The organism is Bacillus sp. JJ634 (assembly GCF_036962285.1).
Lineage (GTDB): Bacteria > Bacillota > Bacilli > Bacillales > DSM-1321 > Peribacillus > Peribacillus asahii_A.
The window spans coordinates 34,420-57,375 of sequence record NZ_JBALMU010000013.1 but is presented as its reverse complement, the minus strand read 5'-3'; the positions used below and the strand labels follow the sequence as shown (position 1 = coordinate 57,375).

The following is a 22,956-nucleotide window of genomic DNA, read 5'->3' as shown; positions in this document are numbered from 1 at the left end:
TCGTCAAAATGGAAATGGCTCATAGTCTTTGTATGTATCATGATGAGTTGTGTGTGGATTCCTGATGCAAGGATACAAGCCTTTTCAAGTCAAGTAATCCAGCGTGGTTCAATAGGTGATGACGTAATTGAGCTTCAAGCAAGGCTGCAAAACATTGGATATTATCATGGAAAGATTGATGGGGTATATGGCTGGGGAACGTATTGGGCACTCAGAAATTTCCAACAGGACTTCGGCTTACCGGTAGATGGTTTAGCTGGTACTACAACGAAAAACAAGTTAACAAACGCATCTAATTTTAATCGGGAATTTGTTCATGGCCAAATCAATAAAGGAAATGAATTTACTTATTATGGTGGAGTGGATATTGACAAGCAGGTAAAGCAGAAAACAACAACGCCTCCCTCAAATGGGACTTCAAACGCGAATAAAGGTACTGCAGGCTTGCAAAATGCACCAGCACAAACTGCAACAACGTCTGCTAGTTTACCGGAAGGATTTTCGCAAAATGATATTCAATTGATGGCAAATGCGGTATATGGTGAATCACGCGGTGAGCCGTATGTTGGTCAGGTTGCGGTTGCTGCTGTCATTTTAAATCGAGTGCAAAGCCCATCGTTCCCGAATACTATTTCAGGTGTTATTTTTGAACCGCGCGCCTTTACGGCTGTAGCAGACGGTCAAATTTGGTTAACGCCGAATGAGCAAGCAAAGGAAGCAGTTATTGATGCTATTAATGGGTGGGATCCAACTGGAAATGCCGAGTATTACTTTAATCCTGACACGGCAACAAGCGGATGGATTTGGTCAAGGCCTCAAATTAAAAAAATCGGCAAACATATTTTCTGTAAGTAAAGAGGTGAGATAGATTGATTAGGAATATATTGATTGGTTTATTAGCAGTTGCTGTTGTTGGAACAGGGTTTTGGGGGTATCAAGAGCATAAAGAAAAAAATGCCGTGCTTGTTCATGCTGAAAACAATTATCAACGTGCGTTTCATGATTTGAATTATCAATTGGATTTATTGCATGATAAAATTGGTACAACACTTGCGATGAATTCTCGTAAATCATTAAGTCCAGCCTTAATAGACGTATGGAGAATCACATCGGAAGCGCAAAACGATGTTGGGCAACTTCCTCTTGCGTTGATGCCGTTTAATAAAACAGAAGAGTTTTTATATGATATCGGTGATTTTAGCTATCGGACGGCCGTAAGAGATTTGGAGAAAGAGCCGTTAACCGACAAAGAGTATGAAAATCTTAAATCACTATATAGTCAGTCAAGTGAGATACAAGATGAGTTAAGAAAAGTTCAATATGCCGTGATCAAAAATAACCTTCGTTGGATGGATGTAGAGCTTGCTCTAGCATCAAATGACGAAACGATGGATAATACGATTATTGATGGATTTAAGACGGTTGAAAAGAAAGTGTCGGGGTATACAGAGGCAAATGCCCAAAATCCAACCCTTCTATCAACAAACGAAAAGGATGATATTTATCAGCATGTAGAAGGGAAAAAAATCTCCAAAAAAGAAGCTATTGCCATTGCGAAAAAGTATGCGAATTTTGAAGGGGATTTAGAAGTAAGGGTTGAAGAAAACGGAAAAGGGTCGGACTATGGCTTTTATAGTGTCAGCTTGTTAGAAAAAGCGACAGATGTTGAAGTCAATATGGATATCACAAAAAAAGGTGGTTATCCAATCTGGTATTTAAACAATCGAGCGGTCAAACAAGCGAAATTAGATTTAAATCAAGCCTATACAAAAGCGAGCAATTTTTTAAAGGATCATCAGTTTGATTCACTCGATTTATTTGAGAGCTCACAGTACAATCAAATTGGTTTATTTACTTTTGTGGCATCTGTAGATGGGGTGCGAGTGTATCCGGATTCGGTAAAAGTGAAGGTTGCTTTGGATGATGGTTCTATTATCGGTTTTTCAGCTGATGAGTATTTACAAGCTCATAAGTTACGAAGTATTGATGATGCTAAAATTTCTGCGGATGAAGCGAAAGAGCACATTAATTCACAAGTTAAGATTATGGAGCAAAGAAAAGCAATTATTATTAATGATATTGGTGAAGAAGTGCTTTGCTATGAATTTCTTGGAGTCATTGATAATGACACATATCGTATTTTCATTAATGCAAAGGATGGTCAAGAAGAAAAGGTAGAAAAATTGAAAAATTCAGAGCCTGTGTATGAAAATATGTTGTAAATGAAGAAAAGGAGAGGTGCTGAGGTGCCTCTCCTTTTCTATTGGTTAAACGGTGAATGAAACATAGCAGTTCTTTCCATACTGGTAGTAAACCAGTGAAGGAGATGTTTCCGATGAAAGCAGTGGAAAGAATTATTGTAAAGTTAATTATTATTCAAGCTCTATTTTTAGGCTTAGTTCAAGTATTGCTAAGCTTAGAAGATAATATGATTCCATTAACTAAGCTCTCTCAATATGAAGGAGTAAATAGTAATAATTACACAAAAATTATTGAAACATTTGAAGGTGTTTCAGAGTAGTAAATGGGCTATGTGAAACACTAATGTTAATCATATGATTTTGGAATCGTTTTAAGCTTGATTCATGAAATGCTCGGGGGGGNNACACGCAATGAACTCAAAATCAACGGTGTCATATACCAGGGCTGATAAATAGAAATATATTAATTTTTTTCGTGATTTTGCTGAGTAGATAACAGCTGCTTAAGTCGCATACAAACAAATACCATAATAGGTTCTCGTGGTTATAATAGTTCGTTTGCGGGGATAAATCATGTGTTTTAATTAAGAATGCAGCGGCTTTTATTAATGATTTTTCCGCTTTTTGTGATAAAATGAAAAGGTAATAAATGAATCAGCAGGATTGTCAGGATTACAGGAGGCATTAATGAACAAGAAAATATCAATTGCAATTGATGGACCAGCAGCAGCTGGAAAAAGTACAATTGCAAAAATTGTTGCAGAAGCGTGTCATTACATATATGTAGATACAGGTGCGATGTATCGAGCTCTAACGTACAAGGCATTACAACAAGCGGTATCGATTATGAACGAAGAGGATTTGTTTACGCTATTAATGGAAACGGAAATCGAATTGCAGCCAAGCGAACATGGACAACTCGTTTTTGTTGATGGCCAAAATGTCACATCAGACATTCGAACGCATGACGTAACAAATTCTGTTTCAGAAGTAGCGAAGCATCGACTTATTCGTGAAGAAATGGTCCGCAGACAGCAGTTGTTTGCAGAAAGTGGCGGCGTTGTAATGGATGGTCGAGATATTGGTACACATGTCTTGCCGGACGCAGAAGTCAAAATTTTTATGATAGCTTCCGTAGAAGAGCGTGCTGAGCGTCGACATCAAGAAAATATTAAAAAAGGGTTTCAGTCAGATATTGAACAATTAAAAAAAGAAATTGCTATGCGAGACAAATTAGATTCCGAACGTGAAGTATCACCCTTAAGAAAAGCAGAAGATGCCATTGAAATTGATACAACTTCGCTCAGCATTCAACAAGTAGTGGATCGAATCATGTCTTTAGTTCAAGAAAGGACACGATGAGCGTGAATTTGTATAGATTTGCGAGAAACGTTGTAAAAATTATTTTAACACCTATATTTCGAATTCAAACGGTTGGAAGAGAAAGCTTTCCAAAGGATGGCGGCGTACTCATTTGTGCGAATCACATTGACAATTTGGATCCGCCGGTTGTTGGGATTACCTCTCCAAGAGATATTCATTTTATGGCAAAGGAAGAATTGTTTCATGCACCGATTTTAAAGCAGCTTTTACCAAATATCAATGCTTTCCCTGTCAAAAGGGGGCTGAGCGATAAAGGTGCGCTTAAAATGGGTTTAAAGATTTTAAAAGATGGAGAAGTGCTAGGATTGTTTCCTGAGGGGACGAGAAGTAAAACAGGAGAGCTGGGGAAAGGGCTTGCAGGAGCTGGATTCTTTGCTTTGCGTACGAATGCTGTCGTTGTACCTTGTGCTATTATTGGGCCATATAAGCCGTTTCGAAAGTTAAAGGTTGTTTATGGAAAGCCAGTTGATTTTAGTCAATACCGTGAACAAAAACTATCTGCAGAAGAAGCGACAGAAATAATTATGGATGAAATCAGAAAATTAATTTCTGCATACAAATAATTCTTCTTACTTGACAATTTTCTGGTTTTGTTGGAATTTATAAAAAAGGATATTTTTTCCTTAGTTAATAGATTATAAAGATTGTATATAGTTGTTTACTTTTTTTAGAAACAATGAAAGAACAATATAACCAATAAATAATAGAAAATCTGCTGAGCAGTCATGGGTTAAGGAGGAGTTAGTAATGACAGAAGAGATGAATCAAGTTAAGTACCAAGTAGGGGATCAAGTAAAAGCGATTGTTACAAAAGTCGAAGAGAAACAAGTGCTTGTTAATGTTGAAGATAGTCAAACGCAAGGAATTATTCCGATTAGTGAGCTTTCTAGTCTTCATATTGAAAAGGCGTCTGACGCTGTTTCCGTAGGAGATAAGCTTGAACTTGAAGTGACTAAAGTAGAAGAAGAAGCTCTTATTCTTTCAAAAAGAAAAGTCGATGCGCTAAAGGCTTGGGATGATCTTGAAAAGAAATTTGAAAGCGGCGAAGTGTTTGAAGCAGAAGTAAAAGATGTTGTGAAGGGCGGCCTTGTTGTTGATTTAGGCGTTAGAGGTTTTGTTCCTGCATCGCTTGTAGAAGATTATTTCGTTGAAGATTTCACGGATTATAAAAACAAAACATTAACATTTAAAATTGTTGAACTGGAAAAAGAAAAAAATCGTTTAATTCTTTCTCATCGTGCTGTTGTTCAAGAAGAAAAGGCAAAGCAAAAGCTGACAATCTTAGATACGATTCATAGCGGGCAAGTATTAGAAGGAACAGTTCAACGTATCACAAACTTTGGTGCATTTGTGGATATTGGTGGTGTAGACGGCTTAGTTCATATTTCGCAGCTTTCGCATCAGCATGTTGATAAGGCGACAGATGTTGTTACTGAAGGAGATAAAGTACAAGTTAAAGTTCTTTCAGTAGACCGTGATAATGAAAGAATTTCTCTATCTATTAAAGAAACGCTTCCAGGGCCATGGCAAGGTGTTGCTGAGAAAGCACCGAAAGATTCTATTCATTCTGGTGTTGTAAAGCGTTTAGTTTCATTCGGAGCTTTTGTCGAAATTTTTCCTGGAGTAGAAGGACTTGTTCATATCTCTCAAATCTCCTTTAAACATATTGCTACACCTCAAGAAGTATTAAAAGAAGGGCAAACAGTTCAAGTGAAAGTTCTTGATGTGAATGAAGCAGAACAACGTTTATCGTTAAGTATTAAAGAATTAGAAACACCGAAAACGCAGACTATTTCCGATTATGAATTACCTGAGGAATCAAAAGGATTTCAACTAGGAGAGATGATTGGAGATCAACTGAAGAAATTAAAATAAGTAGATGGTGATGGCCTTGGAAAGAGCTAAACGAAAATTAGATCATATCCAGTATGCATTACAAACAGGTCAATTAGGCTTAACAGGATTTGATGATATTTCGTTTGTTCACCAAAGTTTACCAAACATTGCACTTGAGCAAGTGAATCTTGCTACGAAAATGGGCGAACTTGAATTAAGTTCGCCCATTTTTATCAATGCAATGACTGGAGGCGGAGGGAAAACAACGGAAGATATTAATCGAGATTTAGCGATAGTGGCAAAAGAAACGAATATCGCTATGGCAGTTGGTTCGCAAATGTCTGCGATTCGTGATGCTAGTCAATTGGCATCCTATGCTATTGTTAGAAAAGAAAATCCGAAGGGGATTATTATTGGAAACGTCGGGGTTGAGGCGACAGTTGAACAGGCTTTACGAGCTTGTGATATGTTAGAAGCGGATGCTTTGCAACTTCACCTTAATGTGATTCAAGAGTTAACGATGCCTGAAGGAGATCGAGATTTCTCCAAGTCACTTGCAAATATTGAAGAGATTAGTAAAAGACTTCATGTCCCTGTTATTGTGAAAGAAGTTGGCTTTGGAATGAGTAAAGAAACAATTGCACAACTTGCCTCAGTTGGAGTGTCAATTGTTGATGTTGGAGGTTTTGGAGGCACAAATTTTGCTAAAATTGAGAATGAACGACGAACGAAAATGTTGAACTATTTTAATGATTGGGGAATTCCTACTGCAGCATCGATTGTAGAAGCTGTCTCTTTATCAAAAGATCTCTTTGTTATTGCTTCTGGAGGGGTGCAAACTTCATTAGAAATAGTTAAAAGTATGGCGCTCGGAGCAAACAGTGTAGGATTAGCGGGTTATTTTTTGAAAGTGTATAAAGAACAAGGGGTTTGTGGCTTAATTACAGAGATTATGAATCTACAAGAAGAGCTAACATATATGATGACTGCTCTTGGAGCCGCTACAATTGAAGAATTGCAACAAGTGAAATTAGTGATTTCAGGGAAAACGTATCATTGGTTAACTCAAAGAGGAGTTGACTGCTCAATATATGCAAAGTGATAAAGAAGCAAAGAGCTTAATCTTTGCTTCTTTACTTTGTCCAGCCTCTCAAGCTGCTTTGATTCAGTCCGATAAAGTGAAACTTGTATTAGAACTTCACTTTCTAGCTTTTCAACGCTTGATAGAATGACTAAGGAGCTCTACATTTTATTAATGTTCATTTCTTTTCCTAGATTCCTCTGGACTTTCTAAACTAGTTGAACCGGAATAGTGCAGCGATTGATCACGGTCAGATTCAACGCGGCGGCTTTGTTTTAATTTTTTCTCTTGGCGATCTTTACCCACGTAAAACACCTCCTCTTTGTAAGATAACTAAATCTTGTTTTTTTATTCCTTAAAGATAACGGATAGAAATTAGCTTGATTTAAGGTTTATCCGATTGGAAAACGAGCCATAATGGTATGCAGGGAGGTGCTCGCCGTTGGATGGTTTATTTTTTTATTGGATTATGTGGATGGTTTGGGTATGTGTGATGTTTTTTGTTCCAAAAGCGGTGCCTTTTCGATTTGCTTTATTATTTCACCTCTTAGCTGTCCTTTTGTTAACTCGCTATCATTTAACCGTATACACGTTCACTGTTCAATTAAGTGGATTGTATATGTTTATTGTTCTATGTATAGCGATACGCAGGCTTTATTTGTGGAAAACCATCGAGATCATAATCAGTTGCTTTATTATGGCGTTAGCCTATGCAAGTTTTCATTTATTTGTTCTGCTTGATCCAATTTGGGTCATTATAAAACCGATATATTTACAGGGGATTTTCCTCAATTACTTAGTGTTATTAGTCATAAAAGAGTGGGAATTGCGCATCGCTGTTCTAGTATTAGGCATGTTATTTGGTGATTGTCTTTTTGCAGGTTTACTACAGTATCAGTCCTTGCCTTACGCTGCTCTTTCCTTTGCTTGGCATGACGGTGTTGCTTTCGTATTAGTTATCCAATTAGCTTGGGTATGTTTAGAGTATATAACTACATGGTTATATACACATTCTCAAAATAGATTTTTGTTAAAAGAAAAGCAAGGATAAGGTACGAAAAACCGTTCATCTTCGCCTTTTAGATAGACAATCATTGTTGATTATTGAAAAATTTGATACTATAGGATAGTTAGTGGATAAAAGGCTTAAATTAGATGATATAGAACAAACTTAAATATAGTTATTCTTTAGCTTCTGCTTGCAGGCTTGTCAATTGGCAAGCTGTCTTCGTTTTGAGTCGTTTTTTCATTGGATATAGTCCATGGAAGTTAAGGATGTTATGTAAAGAAGTTGTTTGCAAGACATATATGAATTTCATCGTTTGATTGTCCATTAATAAGCAGTCAGTCCCTAGTTAAGACGAAGAGGGATTGAGGAACAACTGCTTGTAAAGGTCTGATTGGTTCAACTAACACTTAATGGGCGTTTCCTAATGAATACAGTTTCGCTTTATACAGAGATACAGATGAGAAAGGGTGAAAAGCAATGCCGAAACCGGTTGTTGCAATTGTTGGTCGTCCAAATGTAGGAAAATCAACAATTTTCAATAGAATTGTTGGCGAGCGCGTCTCGATTGTAGAAGATATTCCAGGTGTTACAAGGGATCGAATCTACAGTTCAGGTGAGTGGCTGACATATGATTTTAACATTATTGATACAGGAGGAATTGATATTGGCGATGAGCCATTCCTCGAACAAATTCGTCAGCAGGCTGAAATTGCTATTGATGAAGCAGATGTAATTATTTTTATGACGAATGGGCGTGAAGGTGTTACAGCTGCTGATGAAGAAGTAGCGAAGATTTTATATAAATCAAAAAAACCTGTCGTGCTGGCAGTGAATAAAGTCGATAATCCGGAGATGCGAGAGCAAATTTGGGATTTCTATTCATTAGGTTTTGGCGATCCGTATCCGATTTCTGGATCACACGGCTTAGGTTTAGGGGATTTACTCGATAAAGTGGCGGAATATTTCCCGAAATATACTGGAGAAGAATACGGAGAAGACGTAATTAAATTCAGTTTAATTGGTCGTCCAAATGTTGGGAAATCTTCTCTTGTAAATGCCTTGTTAGGAGAAGAGCGTGTTATTGTTAGTGATATTGAAGGAACGACACGGGATGCGATTGATTCTCCTTATACATATAATGGGAAAGAATACGTCATTATTGATACAGCAGGGATGCGAAAAAAAGGGAAAGTGTACGAAAGCACGGAGAAATATAGTGTTTTGCGTGCATTAAGAGCAATTGAACGCTCCGATGTTGTTCTTGTTGTATTGAATGCAGAGGAAGGGATTCGTGAGCAAGATAAGAAAATCGCTGGTTATGCGCATGAATCTGGAAGAGCTGTCATTATTGTTGTGAACAAATGGGATGCGATTGAAAAAGATGAGAAGACGATGAAGGAGTTTGAAGAAAATATTCGTGCTCATTTCTTGTTCTTGGATTATGCTCCGATTGTTTATTTATCAGCATTAACGAAAAAAAGAACCCATACATTAGTCCCGATTATTGATCGAGTAAGTGAAAATCATGCTCTCCGTGTTCAAACGAATGTGTTAAATGAAGTAATTATGGACGCGGTGGCGATGAATCCAACACCGACACATAATGGCAGTCGTTTAAAAATTTATTACACGACTCAAGTGGCCATTAAACCACCGACATTTGTTGTATTTGTCAATGATCCCGAACTATTGCATTTCTCTTATGAGAGATTTTTAGAAAATCGGATTCGTGAGGCCTTTGATTTTGAAGGTACACCGATTCGAATTTTTGGACGCCAAAGAAAATAGAAAGGGCGATGCTTACAATGGTGAAAGTGAAAGAAAGTATTGCGGTGATTGGGGCTGGAAGTTGGGGAACAGCTTTAGCTATGGTTTTGGCTGATAATCAGCATGAAGTTAGGTTATGGGGACATAATCAGAAGCAGATTGATGAAATTAATCAGTTCCATATAAATGAAAAATATTTACCAGGTATCCAACTTCCCGAAGCGATAAAAGGCTATTTTTCTTTAGAGGAAGCATTAGAGGGAATAGAGACCATTATTTTGGCTGTTCCGACGAAGGCGTATCGTGAAGTGCTGGGGAACATTGCTGTTTTGGCGAAACAGCCGCTTACAGTTGTGCATGTGAGTAAAGGGATTGAGCCCGATACGTTATTGCGTATTTCTGAAATGATTGAAGAAAATGCTTCGCCAACCTGGCTGAAAGATGTCGTTGTACTTTCCGGACCAAGTCATGCAGAAGAAGTCAGCTTACGACATCCGACAACGGTTACCGTTTCTTCGAAAAATATGAAAGCAGCTGAGAAAGTACAAGATTTATTTATGAACCACCATTTTCGGGTTTATACAAATCCTGACTTGATTGGGGTCGAGATTGGCGGAGCGTTAAAAAATATTATTGCATTAGCTGCCGGGATTACAGATGGACTTGGTTATGGAGATAATGCCAAGGCTGCTTTGATTACGCGTGGTCTTGCTGAAATTTCAAGGCTTGGAACCGCAATGGGAGCGAACCCTTTGACATTTTCTGGACTGACGGGTATCGGTGATTTAATTGTGACATGTACAAGCGTTCATTCGCGTAACTGGAGAGCGGGGAACATGCTCGGAAAAGGGCAAAATCTTCAAGATGTGCTCGACAATATGGGAATGGTTGTTGAAGGTGTCAGGACGACTAAAGCTGCTTATCAGCTAGCGAAGAAATATGAAGTAAATATGCCGATTACAGAAGCTCTTTATGGCGTGCTTTTCAATGGACAAGATCTAAAGGGCGCTGTTGATCAATTGATGACACGTATGAAAACGAGTGAGATGGAAGAATTATTTAATATTTTAGACAGCAGACAACAATAGTCATACATTGTTTTAGTATATAAATAAAAGAATTTTCTGAAAATGGGCATTTGAGGAGACCACTTTTTGTTTATATGCATACAATGCAACGATAATAAACTAGTAATTTGACCTCGGTATGGGGCATTTAGTCAAATGACAGAAGATATTTTAAATATCTTCTGTTTTTTTTGCTAAGTGATGGTGGATAAAACTTTGATTTTTGGTTTATTTCATACAGGAAGATGACTCATTTATCCAATTATTTTACAGTATATGGTATAATAAAATAGGAAAAGGGGTGGTATTTGGATGACGCCTGGATTGCAAAAAATGTGGATTTCATTTGCTGGAATGGGTTTTATGTTTATTTCCCTTTTATTTATTTATGTCAGTCGTTATAAGTTAAAAGGTATTTGGAAGGGACTTACAGCAGTCATTGCTTATACATGTATGCTTTTAGCTGGTTTTATTATTTTTGTAGTAGTAGTGAGTGGACCTACTGGTTGATTGCGAGGCGATGAGATGAGGATGAGAATTTTTGTACAATGGATAGTAGTAATTAGTATTTCCTTTCTTTTAGGAGGATGTTTGTACCCCCAAGCAGAAAAATTAAAAAATCAAGTTCCTTATAAAGCGCAGATTGACATGGTCCAAAGTGCAGTTGATCAATTTCAAGAAGCTGAACAGGGCATTTTGCCGATTGACACGAAAGACGCGACAACACCGATTTATCATAAGTATGTGATAGATTTTTCAAAACTTTCGCCAAAGTATATGGCAGAGTTTCCCGAAAATGCTTATGAGTCTGGTGGCTTTTTTCAATATGTATTAGTGAATGTAGAAAACGACCCGACTGTGAAATTATTAGATGTTCGTGTCGCTCAAAAAATACAAGACTTAACTTTGCGCTTAAATGCATATCGACAAGCAAATGGTTATCCTCCGTTTAAAGAACGGTTAGCGAACCACGTTTTTACGTTAGATTATGAAAAGTTAGGGTTGAAAGAAGCACCTACTGTGACAAGTCCCTTTTCACAAAAAGAACTTTCTCTTATTGTTGATGGAGAAGGAGAGATTTATGTCGATTATACCCCTGATTTATATGAGGCATTGCAGCAGTATGAAGGAGAGGTTAAGCAAGGGGATGACATTCGTGAAATTTTAGTGAAAACAAGTGATTTTGTCCCAGCGTACTCTCTTGCTTACACGGTAAATCACGAACGAACAAAACCGGTATTTCTTGAACAATAGCTGTAGACAAGCTTTCGGTTTGATCATACTTAAGACAGTAAGTATAAACTGTGTTCCAATCTCATTTAGGAGATTATAAAATTATTGAATTGTGAATCATCGTTTTGATACCCAGCATAAGCAGCTTAGTCCTTGAGATTTTGGTTTGCTCATCTGCTGAAGTGAAAGAGCGAATTGATTTTTCTGGGTTCGCAAACAGCTGTTGGGGTTAATCAAGTCGTTTGCGCTTTCGTTCTTTGCTATCATTATGCTCACATTTTTTCATACAAATTTGTCATAACCTTTTTTCTGCAAAATATATTGTAGGGGAAGGGTTATTTTCATTCTTCTTAACTATTAAAATAACAATTCTTATATACATGCAGGGGGAAGGGAGAAGAAGTTCAAAATAACCGGAATAATTTTTTAGGACAACATCATAGATATGGACTATCCAATATAAATGAAAGTGGATAAATGAGATCCCAAAACGCTAATTTCGGGAGGGGATACCTTGGAAAAGGTGGATATTTTTAAAGATATTGCTGAGCGTACAGGCGGTGATATTTATTTAGGAATTGTTGGAGCTGTGAGGACCGGAAAATCGACATTTATTAAAAAGTTTATGGAACTTGTCGTCCTTCCTAATATAGCGACAGAAGCAGATCGTGCTAGAGCACAGGATGAATTACCTCAAAGTGCAGCTGGAAAGACGATTATGACAACAGAGCCAAAATTTGTTCCGAATCAGGCTGCTTCTATTCATGTTGCTGAGGGTCTTGACGTTAATATCCGTCTTGTCGATTGCGTAGGATATACCGTACCAGGGGCTAAAGGTTATGAGGATGAGAATGGGCCAAGAATGATTCATACGCCGTGGTATGAGGAGCCAATTCCATTTCACGAGGCAGCGGAAATTGGTACACGTAAAGTTATTCAAGATCATTCTACACTAGGTGTTGTTGTGACGACAGATGGAACGATTGGTGAAATTCCACGTAGCGATTATTTAGAGGCAGAGGAACGGGTCATTGAGGAGCTGAAGGAAGTTGGTAAGCCATTTATTATGATTATCAACTCTGTACAACCACATCACCCAGACACTGATTTACTCAGAGAGTCGCTTCAAGAAAAATATGATATTCCTGTACTTGCCATGAGCGTCGAGAGCATGCGTGAATCAGATGTATTAAATGTTTTACGTGAAGCATTATATGAATTTCCTGTGCTCGAAGTGAATGTCAATTTGCCTAGCTGGGTAATGGTCTTAAAGGAAAATCATTGGCTGCGTGAAAGCTATCAAGAAGCCGTTAAAGAAACGGTGAAGGATATTAAAAGACTTCGCGATGTAGACCGTGTTGTTGGCCATTTTAATGAATTTGAATTCATTGATCATGCGGCCTTAGCAGGAATTGAGATGGGGCAGGGAGTAGCCGAAATTGATTTATATGCTCCAGAGGAATTATACGATGATATTTTGAAGGAAATTGTCGGAGTTGAGATTAGAGGAAAAGATCATTTGCTAGCTTTAATGCAGGAATTTGCTCATGCGAAAGCAGAATATGACCAAGTCGCAGAAGCCCTTAAAATGGTAAAGCATACGGGTTATGGAGTAGCGGCCCCTTCATTGCATGATATGAGTCTTGATGAGCCGGAAATTATTCGCCAAGGTTCTCGATTTGGTGTACGGTTAAAGGCAGTAGCACCATCTATTCATATGATTAAAGTAGATGTCGAATCGGAGTTTGCTCCAATTATCGGTACAGAGAAACAGAGTGAGGAGTTAGTTCGTTATTTAATGCAGGATTTTGAAGAAAATCCATTGTCCATTTGGAATTCTGAAATTTTTGGTCGGAACTTAAGCTCCATTGTCCGCGAAGGAATTCAGGCAAAGCTGGCAATGATGCCTGAAAATGCCCGTTATAAATTAAAAGAGACCCTTGAACGGATCATTAATGAAGGATCGGGTGGTTTAATTGCTATTATTTTATAGTCCATCCACTTCGTTTCATGCAGTGTGTTAGGCCACTCCTTAGGGAATGGTCTTTTTTCTTGCTTTATTTAATAGCATGGTCCTACACAAATGAGCCATAAATCAACAGCGCCATACAACAGAAGCTTTTTATTAAAAAAGTCATCTAGAAATCGAATATATATTTATAAAGTGATATATTTAAAAGATAAGTGCATTTATTGTAGAAAAAACGTGAATTTAATCAGATTTTCACTCTTTTTTTCCATAAAAGATTATACTCATGAAAAGATTCCCATTATTTTTTGAATTTCCTTGCTAAGCAAATAGGATTTGTGATAATCTACATACAGAAAACGCGTTATAACAGCGATTTCGGCTAGTTTTAAATAGTTAGCATAAATAATTTTATGGAGTTTAACCAAGAATCCCCTAGTAAGCAGTTTGAGCTTTAAGGGAATATATAATCTATTTAGAACGGGTAACAAATCACTATTATGTCGTGGTAATAATGATTTTTTATAAAGATCCTTTTTTGGGAGGAGGTGAATGGCATGAACAAAACAGAACTAATTAATGAAGTTGTAGCAGCAACTGAAATTTCTAAGAAAGATGCTACAAAAGCTGTTGATGCTGTTTTTGATACAATCTTAGAAGCTTTAAAAAATGGAGATAAAGTTCAACTAATCGGTTTTGGAAACTTTGAAGTACGTGAACGTGCGGCTCGTAAAGGTCGTAATCCACAAACGGGTGAAGAAATTGAAATTGCAGCTAGTAAAGTGCCAGCTTTCAAACCTGGTAAGGCACTGAAAGATGCTGTAAAGTAAAATTATACATACGGGTGCTTACCGTGAAAAGGGACCGCGTGCAAACGCGGTCCCTTTTTTTGCTTCTTATTTTCTATGTATGATAAGATAAAAGATGGTGTAAAAGAAAGTATAAACCTATTTGTTAGTTTTCGTTTATAATCTGTAGGCTACCTTCAGATTTTCTATTTACGTACGCAGTACACAGTTTACCTTTGACCTTCTGTTTAGTCAGAGGAACAGGGTTGTACTTATACGATGGATTTAAACTTGTCAGCAGTGTCGAAAGGAATTCTATGCAGCCAATTGATAAATGCTAATCATATAAAAAATTCATGGGCGTATTAGGAGGAAAAGTAATGGCAAATGTGAATCATGCCAAAATTGAAGAAGCAGTGAAGATGATTTTGGAAGCAGTTGGGGAAGATCCGGAGCGAGAAGGTTTACTTGATACTCCGCAGCGAGTAGCGCGAATGTATGAAGAAATTTTCTCGGGTTTAAAACAGGATCCGAAAGAATGTTTCGAAACGGTTTTTGGAGAAGATCATGAGGAACTTGTGCTTGTGAAAGATATTCCTTTTTACTCAGTATGTGAGCATCATTTAGTTCCTTTTTACGGAAAAGCCCATGTTGCATACATTCCGAGAAATGGACGAGTGACAGGATTGAGTAAATTAGCGCGTGCTGTAGAAGCGGTGTGCAGACGTCCGCAACTTCAAGAGCGAATTACAGCAACAGTTGTTGACGCGATTATGGATAAACTTGAACCACACGGCGCAATGGTCGTTATTGAAGCGGAACATATGTGTATGACAATGCGCGGGGTGAAAAAGCCTGGTTCGAAAACGGTTACATCTGCTGTAAGAGGAGTATTTGCAGAAGACTATCGAATACGAACGGAAGTATTAGCCTTTATTAAAGAGTGATAAAGTGGAGAGGATAAAAGTATGGAAAATAAAACGATTAATGAATTTGTAGTTATTAAAGCGTTAGAAGATAGTGTAAATGTCATCGGGTTAACAAGAGGGACCGATACTAAATTTCATCATTCTGAAAAATTAGATTCTGGAGAAGTGATGATTGCTCAATTTACGGAGCATACTTCAGCGATTAAAGTTAGAGGGGCTGCTAAAATTTATACAGCTTATGGAGAAGTAGAGAGTGAGTCTAAAAAAGGATAATTTAATCCTGAGTACTTATACACCATTTATCGTTTGATTCGTGACGAAAGTTTAGTTATTACAGTATAGAGGCATTCCATCTGATTGTTTTTATGGTATAATGGTGTGTGTTTTATACAAAATGTACAGATTAGACGAGTAATGAATTTTTGCGTCGGCCTTTAGTAAAGAACAGGATGAACGATTTCCTTTCATAGGCTATGCGCTTTACTTTGTAGAATACTCCTTGCTGGCTTATTAGGGCAGAGGCGGGAATGCATTTAAAATTATCATTCGGGGATGCAGGGTGATCTCAATTGTTAAACATAATAAATGATGTAAAGGAATTACGGCAATTAATCGAAACAAAAGCCCATCATTCTTATTTACAAAAATATATAGAAGAGCCATTTGTTGATGAAGATAAGCTGCTGTTACTGTGGGGCTTGTTTAACGAATTGGAGATTTCAGACAATGAACGGAATCATTATATGCTGTCGACGATGCTCGTTCAAATTGCACTAGATACGCATGAAAAGGTATCGAATACAAATGTAATGGGGAGTCCGGGTTTACTTAAGAATCGTCAATTAACAGTTCTTGCTGGGGATTATTACAGTGGTCTGTATTATCAAGTGCTGGCGGAAGTGGGAAATATTAATATGATTCGTGCGCTATCGAGCGCTGTCAAAAAAATCAATGATCATAAAATTCTTTTGTATCAATATACGCTAAATAACATCCCTGCTTTGCTCAATAGCTTCCGGGCAGTAGAAGCTTCGTTAATTTATAAAATAGCGGAATATTATCAAAAACCTGTTTGGATGGATGGAGCAGAGAATCTGCTGTTATTAAAACGATTGTATCGAGAAAAAGAGCAGTATCGGGAAACAGGACAATCTCTTCTTGTAGAAGGGATACGTCTCATTTTATTCCCTCATATAGCAATGGAAATAGAACTTTCTAAAGAACAACTGTTACAAGTGGAAAATACGATGGATTCTTGTATTGAGTATGCGATACAGTCTGTCAAACAGTCAAAGGGTGAACTTTCTTTAGCTAATGTGGAACTTCATCAGCGGATGGATGACATGTTATCGTTTACAGAGCTTAAAGTAAATTCATATGTGAAAGAAGGGTGAGCGATGGAACAGTCTAAAGAGCAAAAAGTTCATCATGTATTTGAGAAAATTTATGGGAATTATGACACGATGAATTCAGTCATTAGCTTTCAACAACATGTTAAGTGGCGAAAAGTGACAATGAATAAGATGAAGGTTCCTAAAGGGGCTAAGGCGCTTGATCTTTGCTGCGGAACAGCAGATTGGACGATTGCACTTGCTGAAGCGGTTGGAGAAACAGGGGAAGTATATGGCTTAGATTTTAGTAAAAATATGCTGAAGATTGGTAAAGAAAAAGTACAAAAACGTAAACTTGATCAAGTCACATTATTGCATGGGAATGCGATGGATCTTCCATTTCCTGATAATAGTTTTGATTACGTGACCATCGGTTTTGGACTTCGAAATGTACCGGATTATATGCAAGTTTTAAAAGAAATGAATAGAGTATTAAAGCCAGGGGGTATGGGGGTATGTCTGGAAACATCTCATCCAACTTTATTTGGCTTCAAGCAATTATTCTCTTTTTATTTCCGTTTTATTATGCCGGTGTTTGGGAAAATATTCGCTAAAAGTTATAATGAATATTCATGGTTGCAAGAATCAGCCCGAGATTTCCCAGGGATGAAAGAGCTTGAAAACATGTTCAAGCAAGCTGGTTTTGAGCAAGTAAGTTATAAGGCTCATACCGGCGGAGTAGCGGCAACTCATTTCGGGATTAAACCAAATTGAGCATGTTAGCAATGAACAAAGCTGGGTGGAATGTATGAAATATAAATTGAAGTATTCGTTTTTAAATTCTGATTTACAATTAGTTGAAAAAGAATTGGAAGCTGCTATTCATGCCGATTCAAGTGTTTTGACAGAGGCCTCCCTTCACTTGCTGCAATCGGGAGGGAAGCGAATTCGGCCTGTTTTTGTATTGCTAGCTGCAAGGTTTGGCGATTATGATATCCATGTTGTAAAGCATGTAGCAGCGACGCTGGAGTTGATTCATACCGCTTCATTAGTGCATGACGATGTTGTCGACGATGCCGATTTACGTCGTGGATCTGCGACGATTAAGTCTAAATGGGACAATCGTGTTGCTATGTATACGGGTGATTATATTTTTGCGCGGGCACTTGAAATGATGAGCGAGATTAACAATCCACGGGCACATCAGATTTTAGCGAATACTATGGTTGAACTATGTCTAGGGGAAATTGAACAAATTAAGGACAAATTTAATTTTGAACAAAATTGGCGGATTTATTTTAGAAGAATTAAACGGAAAACAGCCTTATTGATTGCCTCTAGTTGTCAATTAGGAGCTATTGCTACGGGGGCCGATGAAAGGATACAAAGAAGTCTGTTTAGATTCGGTTATTATGTCGGGATGAGTTATCAAATCATGGATGACATCTTAGACTTTACCGCTTCAGAAGCAGAGCTTGGAAAACCTGCAGGCAGTGACTTGCTTCAAGGAAATATTACATTACCTGTATTAATTGCGATGAAAAATCCTGCTTTAAAGGAAATCATCAAAACGGTGCATGAGGAAATGACGAAGGAAGATATGGGGGCAATTATTCAGGCTATTAAAGCATCTGGAGCCATCGAACAAGCCACAGAGATCAGTGATCAATATTTGGAAAAGGCTTTTAGAGAATTAGAAGGGTTACCTTCTAATAAAGCTCGAAAAACACTGTCTCAAATTGCGCAAAACATTGGAAAAAGAAAGTTCTAGAGGTTTTTTATACTTAGAGTTGCGAAACTTAACAAATGATGATAAGATTTCTAGGTGATTGCCTGAAAAAGGCAAATAATTTTGATACATAGTAGGAGTGACTATAATGGAAAGAACATTTTTAATGGTAAAGCCTGATGGCGTACAACGTAATCTAATCGGAGAAATCGTTTCTCGTTTTGAAAAGAAAGGCTTCCAACTTGTGGGAGCTAAATTAATGCAAATTTCTCAAGAATTAGCTGAGCAACATTACGGTGAGCATAAAGAGCGTCCTTTCTTCGGCGAACTAGTTGATTTCATTACATCAGGCCCAGTATTTGCAATGGTATGGGAAGGTGAAAACGTTATCGCAACAGCTCGTCAAATGATGGGTGCTACAAACCCTAAAGATGCTGCTCCAGCAACAATCCGTGGTGATTTTGCAGCAACTGTTGGTAAAAACATTATTCACGGTTCTGATTCACCAGAAAGCGCAGTACGTGAAATTGGTTTATTCTTCAAAGAAGAAGAAGTAGTAGAATACTCTAAATTAATCAGCGAGTGGGTATACTAATTCAATGTATGGCAATCAAGCAGGTTTTTCGTTCTAAACGAAAAACCTGTTTTTTTATGTCTTTTGGCACTTGATTATATTTAAAATAGTAAAGATTTGTATCTTTAAGCCGATATAAACAATGAATAGTATATATAAAAATAGATGAAGGGGTCGGAGCGATGCCTCAAGGATACGAAGAATTTACTCAAAATATAAAAAAACTAACAGGGGTTGATCTTTCTTTATATAAGGAAGGGCAAATGAAGCGAAGGCTTACTTCTCTTTACGAAAAAAAGGGATGTAAGTCATTTCAAGAATATTTTCGAGTGATTCAGTCTAATCATGAAGCATTGAATGAATTTTTAGATCGAATGACGATTAATGTGTCTCAATTTTATCGAAATCAAAAGCGATGGGAAGTATTAGAAAAGAAAATTCTGCCTTCACTTTTAACTTCTTCGAAGAAGTTGAAAATTTGGAGTGCGGCTTGTTCGACAGGAGAAGAGCCTTATACAATTGCGATGATTTTATCTAATTTTATGCCGCTTCATCAGATTGATATTTTAGCGACCGATATTGATGAAAATGTGATTGCACGAGCTAAGCTAGGTTTGTACCCTGAACGTTCCTTGGCAGAGGTTCCTGCTAATATGAAGCAAAAATATTTTACACAAGAAGGCAGCGGCTTTTATAAAGTAGCAGATGAAATTAAACGAACAGTAACGTTTAAAAAACATAATTTGCTTGCGGACCGATTTGATACGGGATACGATTTAATCGTTTGCCGTAATGTACTTATTTATTTTACAGAAGAAGCAAAGAACACGCTGTATGAGGAATTTAGTACGGCTTTGAAGAAAGATGGCGTGTTTTTTGTTGGAAGTACAGAGCAGATTTTTAATCCGATTAACTATCAATTAGAAACGCTTGATACATTCTTTTATAAAAAGATTTAATGATAAAGGGCTATATCCGTTTTAAACGGAGGGCCCTTTTTGTTTAAGGCATTGTTAAACAATCATGTATGATCTCCTGCAAATCAACATGTCATATATATAGAAACTGCTAATCGACTTCTAGTACTCGTGCTTTATCCCTCGTTATATTAAAGCAATAGCGTTAATCAAATGAGTTAGCAATTAACAGTGATGTTTAAATAAATCTTTTTGTTAAATAACGGTAGGAAGGGTAAGCTAGAAGCAGTTCATTTGAAGGTAATTGACTTAATATTCCGTAAAAGATAGGAGAGTTCGTGATTAAAATATATCGAAAAAAGTCGATAACGTGTAAAATAATATAAGGACGTAAAACAAAAAGTCATTTTGTTTCTTTCATATTCCCACTTTTCTTAAAATTGTGGTATATTGATACATACATCCTTTAAAGTGCTAAAAGGGGGCAAATCAAATGAGATATTTAACAGCTGGGGAATCACACGGTCCACAACTGACGACAATTATTGAAGGATTGCCGGCAGGAATGCCGATTGAAAATGTTGATATTAATGAACAATTGGCGCGTCGCCAAAAAGGACATGGCCGTGGCCGCAGAATGCAAATTGAAAAGGACACAGCGTTTATTTCGTCTGGAGTGAGACATGGCTATACGCTTGGATCACCAATTGCTTTAGTCGTTGAAAACGATGACTGGAAGCATTGGACAAAAATTATGGGCAGTGAAGGGCTTACAGAAGAAGAAGCCGAAGAAATTAAACGAAAAATTACTCGTCCACGACCAGGTCATGCCGATCTGAATGGTGGAATTAAATATGGCCATCGCGATTTACGAAATGTATTAGAACGTTCATCAGCTCGTGAAACAACAGTTCGGGTAGCAGCGGGAGCGGTTGCTAAAAAATTATTATCTTTGCTTGGAATTGAAGTAGCTTCACATGTAGTAGAAATTGGAGGTATAAAGGCAAATTCAGCACCTTATGAAAGTATTCAACAATTGCAAGAAGTAACAGAAGCATCGCCTGTTCGTTGTTTTGATAAGGAAGTAGAACAACAAATGATGGATGCAATTGATGATGCGAAGAAAAAAGGCGATTCTATTGGTGGAATCGTAGAAGTGATTGTGGAAGGAATGCCTGTTGGTGTTGGAAGCTATGTACATTATGATCGAAAACTAGATGCAAAGCTTGCAGCAGCTATCGTCGGGATTAACGCCTTTAAAGGTGTCGAAATTGGTTTAGGCTTTGAGGCAGCGCATCGCTTCGGCAGTGAAGTGCATGATGAAATTGCATGGGATAAGGAAAAAGGCTACTACCGTAAAACAAACCGTTTAGGCGGCTTTGAAGGTGGAATGACTACAGGAATGCCAATTGTTGTCCGCGGTGTGATGAAGCCGATTCCAACACTGTATAAGCCATTAAAAAGCGTAGATATTGATACGAAAGAAGTATTTGAAGCAAGCGTTGAACGTTCAGATAGCTGTGCCGTGCCAGCAGCAGCAGTAGTGGCTGAAGCTGTCGTTGCATGGGAATTAGCAGCAGCGATTGTAGATCAATTCCCTTCCGATCGTTTTGATCAGTTAGCAGATTATTTGAAAGCGTATCGAGAAGAAGTGAAGGAGTTTTAATTCATGGAATCGATTACGGTTAAAACATCCTCTAAGCAATACCCAGTATTTATTGGGAAACACGCAATCGATACATTGCCGCACTTCATCGAGAGTCATGTATCGAAAGCCAATAAAATTTTAATTATTACAGATGAAAAAGTGGCAACACTTCACTTAGAAGCTGTTCAAGCAGTGCTGTCGGCTACGGGTAAACAAGTGTTTACACATATTGTCCCACAAGGGGAATATGCGAAAACATTTGATGTGTATTATGAATGTCAAAGTTATTGCCTATCACAGCAACTCAATCGAAAGTCATTAATTATCGCTCTTGGGGGCGGTGCTGTAGGTGACCTTGCTGGTTTTGTTGCAGCTACATTTATGAGAGGCATTCCGTTTATTCAAGTGCCAACGACATTGCTTGCTCATGATAGTGCTGTCGGTGGGAAAGTAGCGATTAATCATCCCCTTGGTAAAAATATGATTGGCGCTTTCTTTCAACCGGAAGCAGTCATTTATGATTTGAACTTTCTTGCAACATTACCTGAGCAGGAATTACGATCAGGTTTTGCGGAAGTGATTAAGCATTCCTTAATTGCAGATACAGATTTCCATCATTGGTTAATGACAAATATTCAAGATTTGACGAAGATTACCGATGAACAATTCTTCAAGATGATTAAAAGAGGAATTGAAATTAAAGCAGCGGTTGTGGAAGAAGATGAGAAAGAAAATGGCGTACGTGCCTATTTAAATTTTGGACACACTCTCGGGCATGCAGTAGAGGCTTCGATGGGGTATGGTAAGTTTACACATGGTGAATCGGTGTTAATTGGGATGGTATACGCGCTTAAACTTAGCCAGAAAAAGCAACGGCTTGTATTTGATTACAATTCTTTTGTGGAGTGGGTTCAAGCGTTGGGGTATCGAACAACGATTCCGAAGCATCTGAAGATGGAGCCGTTATTACAGCTCATGAAAACTGACAAAAAATCTGTTACCAATTCAGCGACATTCGTTCTTTTAGAACAGGTTGGTGCACCGGTATTAACGGAAATGGCAGATGAAGACCTATTAAATGAAATGGCGAATTTCATCGAAAGATAATGGGAGAGGACGGAGAAATAGTGATTAGAGGGATAAGAGGTGCAACGACGGTCGAACATGATACAGAAACCGAAGTAATGGCTGCGGTTGAAGAGTTAATGGCTGAGATGATTGCGGCAAATGATATTGACCCTGAGATGGTTGCTTCTGTATTTTTTTCTGCAACGGATGATATTAGCTCTGTCTTCCCAGCAAAGGCGTTACGAAATATAGAAGGCTGGAGATATGTTCCCGTTACTTGTATGGCTGAAATTGCAGTCGAAGGGGCCTTAACATCTTGTATTCGAGTAATGCTTCATGTCAATACGACGAAATCTCAACGAGAGATTCAACATATTTATCAAGCTGGTGCAAAAGTGTTGCGACCAGATTTAGCGGAATAATTTA

At 37.8% G+C, this 22,956-nt stretch carries 26 protein-coding genes; 25 read left to right on the top strand and 1 reads right to left on the bottom strand.

Annotated features, from left to right (window positions below; genetic code table 11):
- Positions 1 to 39: 39 nt before the first annotated feature.
- The 8 genes from sleB (at position 40) to V7068_RS02250 (ending at position 6,652) form a co-directional block, all read left to right on the top strand.
- Positions 40 to 855: a spore cortex-lytic enzyme gene (gene sleB, locus V7068_RS02285; RefSeq protein WP_499710880.1), complete on the top strand. Its 816-nt coding sequence runs from the start codon at positions 40 to 42 to the stop codon at positions 853 to 855.
- A gap of 14 nt (positions 856 to 869) precedes the next feature.
- Positions 870 to 2,222, top strand: a complete 1,353-nt coding sequence (ypeB, locus tag V7068_RS02280; protein WP_499710803.1) for a germination protein YpeB — start codon at positions 870 to 872, stop codon at positions 2,220 to 2,222.
- 113 nt (positions 2,223 to 2,335) lie between these two features.
- Positions 2,336 to 2,521 (top strand): YpfB family protein, encoded by a 186-nt coding sequence (locus V7068_RS02275; protein ID WP_127761192.1) that lies wholly within the window; start codon positions 2,336 to 2,338, stop codon positions 2,519 to 2,521.
- Positions 2,522 to 2,888: 367 nt separating this feature from the next.
- Positions 2,889 to 3,563, top strand: a complete 675-nt coding sequence (gene cmk, locus V7068_RS02270) for a (d)CMP kinase (RefSeq protein ID WP_499710801.1) — start codon at positions 2,889 to 2,891, stop codon at positions 3,561 to 3,563.
- Positions 3,564 to 3,565: 2 nt separating this feature from the next.
- The gene (locus V7068_RS02265; protein WP_499710878.1) at positions 3,566 to 4,147 is read left to right on the top strand and encodes a lysophospholipid acyltransferase family protein; all 582 of its coding nucleotides are present in this window, start codon (positions 3,566 to 3,568) and stop codon (positions 4,145 to 4,147) included.
- A 184-nt stretch (positions 4,148 to 4,331) separates the two neighbouring features.
- Positions 4,332 to 5,459 (top strand): 30S ribosomal protein S1, encoded by a 1,128-nt coding sequence (rpsA, locus tag V7068_RS02260; protein ID WP_499710799.1) that lies wholly within the window; start codon positions 4,332 to 4,334, stop codon positions 5,457 to 5,459.
- 16 nt (positions 5,460 to 5,475) lie between these two features.
- On the top strand, positions 5,476 to 6,522 hold the full coding sequence (fni, locus tag V7068_RS02255) for a type 2 isopentenyl-diphosphate Delta-isomerase (RefSeq protein WP_499710797.1): 1,047 nt from the start codon (positions 5,476 to 5,478) through the stop codon (positions 6,520 to 6,522).
- Complete coding sequence (locus tag V7068_RS02250) at positions 6,512 to 6,652, top strand: hypothetical protein (protein ID WP_499710796.1); 141 nt, start codon at positions 6,512 to 6,514, stop codon at positions 6,650 to 6,652. The genes fni and V7068_RS02250 overlap by 11 nt, the downstream gene beginning before the upstream one ends.
- Before the next feature lie 20 nt (positions 6,653 to 6,672).
- Here the strand turns inward: V7068_RS02250 and V7068_RS02245 are convergent, their stop codons facing one another.
- Positions 6,673 to 6,807 (bottom strand): YpzI family protein, encoded by a 135-nt coding sequence (locus tag V7068_RS02245; protein ID WP_375348837.1) that lies wholly within the window; start codon positions 6,805 to 6,807, stop codon positions 6,673 to 6,675.
- Between the two features lie 136 nt (positions 6,808 to 6,943).
- Here V7068_RS02245 and V7068_RS02240 point away from each other — a divergent pair, with 136 nt between their 5' ends.
- The 17 genes from V7068_RS02240 to aroH all read left to right on the top strand — a co-directional run bounded on the left by V7068_RS02240 (position 6,944) and on the right by aroH (position 22,952).
- A complete protein-coding gene (locus tag V7068_RS02240) occupies positions 6,944 to 7,552 on the top strand; it encodes a YphA family membrane protein (protein WP_127761187.1) in 609 nt (202 codons plus the stop codon).
- A gap of 435 nt (positions 7,553 to 7,987) precedes the next feature.
- Entirely contained in the window at positions 7,988 to 9,298 is a 1,311-nt protein-coding gene (gene der / locus V7068_RS02235) for a ribosome biogenesis GTPase Der (RefSeq protein WP_127761186.1), read from the top strand.
- 17 nt (positions 9,299 to 9,315) lie between these two features.
- A complete protein-coding gene (locus V7068_RS02230) occupies positions 9,316 to 10,365 on the top strand; it encodes an NAD(P)H-dependent glycerol-3-phosphate dehydrogenase (RefSeq protein ID WP_499710794.1) in 1,050 nt (349 codons plus the stop codon).
- Positions 10,366 to 10,656: 291 nt separating this feature from the next.
- Positions 10,657 to 10,854: a DUF2768 domain-containing protein gene (locus tag V7068_RS02225; RefSeq protein ID WP_402920842.1), complete on the top strand. Its 198-nt coding sequence runs from the start codon at positions 10,657 to 10,659 to the stop codon at positions 10,852 to 10,854.
- Positions 10,855 to 10,875: 21 nt separating this feature from the next.
- Positions 10,876 to 11,598, top strand: coding sequence for a YphF family lipoprotein (locus V7068_RS02220; protein ID WP_499710876.1), 723 nt, complete (start codon positions 10,876 to 10,878; stop codon positions 11,596 to 11,598).
- Positions 11,599 to 12,091: 493 nt separating this feature from the next.
- A complete protein-coding gene (gene spoIVA / locus V7068_RS02215; RefSeq protein ID WP_252286597.1) occupies positions 12,092 to 13,570 on the top strand; it encodes a stage IV sporulation protein A in 1,479 nt (492 codons plus the stop codon).
- 533 nt (positions 13,571 to 14,103) lie between these two features.
- A complete protein-coding gene (gene hbs / locus V7068_RS02210; protein WP_127761182.1) occupies positions 14,104 to 14,376 on the top strand; it encodes a non-specific DNA-binding protein Hbs in 273 nt (90 codons plus the stop codon).
- 338 nt (positions 14,377 to 14,714) lie between these two features.
- A complete protein-coding gene (folE, locus tag V7068_RS02205; protein ID WP_499710792.1) occupies positions 14,715 to 15,281 on the top strand; it encodes a GTP cyclohydrolase I FolE in 567 nt (188 codons plus the stop codon).
- A gap of 21 nt (positions 15,282 to 15,302) precedes the next feature.
- Entirely contained in the window at positions 15,303 to 15,536 is a 234-nt protein-coding gene (gene mtrB / locus V7068_RS02200; RefSeq protein ID WP_119115351.1) for a trp RNA-binding attenuation protein MtrB, read from the top strand.
- Between the two features lie 296 nt (positions 15,537 to 15,832).
- Positions 15,833 to 16,657: a heptaprenyl diphosphate synthase component 1 gene (locus tag V7068_RS02195; RefSeq protein WP_499710790.1), complete on the top strand. Its 825-nt coding sequence runs from the start codon at positions 15,833 to 15,835 to the stop codon at positions 16,655 to 16,657.
- A 3-nt stretch (positions 16,658 to 16,660) separates the two neighbouring features.
- Positions 16,661 to 17,368 (top strand): demethylmenaquinone methyltransferase, encoded by a 708-nt coding sequence (locus V7068_RS02190; protein ID WP_252286596.1) that lies wholly within the window; start codon positions 16,661 to 16,663, stop codon positions 17,366 to 17,368.
- Between the two features lie 34 nt (positions 17,369 to 17,402).
- Positions 17,403 to 18,365, top strand: coding sequence for a heptaprenyl diphosphate synthase component II (gene hepT / locus V7068_RS02185; RefSeq protein ID WP_499710789.1), 963 nt, complete (start codon positions 17,403 to 17,405; stop codon positions 18,363 to 18,365).
- A 106-nt stretch (positions 18,366 to 18,471) separates the two neighbouring features.
- The gene (ndk, locus tag V7068_RS02180; RefSeq protein WP_119115347.1) at positions 18,472 to 18,918 is read left to right on the top strand and encodes a nucleoside-diphosphate kinase; all 447 of its coding nucleotides are present in this window, start codon (positions 18,472 to 18,474) and stop codon (positions 18,916 to 18,918) included.
- Positions 18,919 to 19,079: 161 nt separating this feature from the next.
- Entirely contained in the window at positions 19,080 to 19,856 is a 777-nt protein-coding gene (locus V7068_RS02175; protein ID WP_499710787.1) for a CheR family methyltransferase, read from the top strand.
- Positions 19,857 to 20,307: 451 nt separating this feature from the next.
- Positions 20,308 to 21,480 (top strand): chorismate synthase, encoded by a 1,173-nt coding sequence (gene aroC, locus V7068_RS02170; protein ID WP_499710785.1) that lies wholly within the window; start codon positions 20,308 to 20,310, stop codon positions 21,478 to 21,480.
- Positions 21,481 to 21,483: 3 nt separating this feature from the next.
- The gene (gene aroB, locus V7068_RS02165; RefSeq protein WP_499710783.1) at positions 21,484 to 22,569 is read left to right on the top strand and encodes a 3-dehydroquinate synthase; all 1,086 of its coding nucleotides are present in this window, start codon (positions 21,484 to 21,486) and stop codon (positions 22,567 to 22,569) included.
- 20 nt (positions 22,570 to 22,589) lie between these two features.
- Positions 22,590 to 22,952: a chorismate mutase gene (gene aroH, locus V7068_RS02160; RefSeq protein WP_127761173.1), complete on the top strand. Its 363-nt coding sequence runs from the start codon at positions 22,590 to 22,592 to the stop codon at positions 22,950 to 22,952.
- The last annotated feature ends 4 nt before the right edge of the window (positions 22,953 to 22,956 follow it).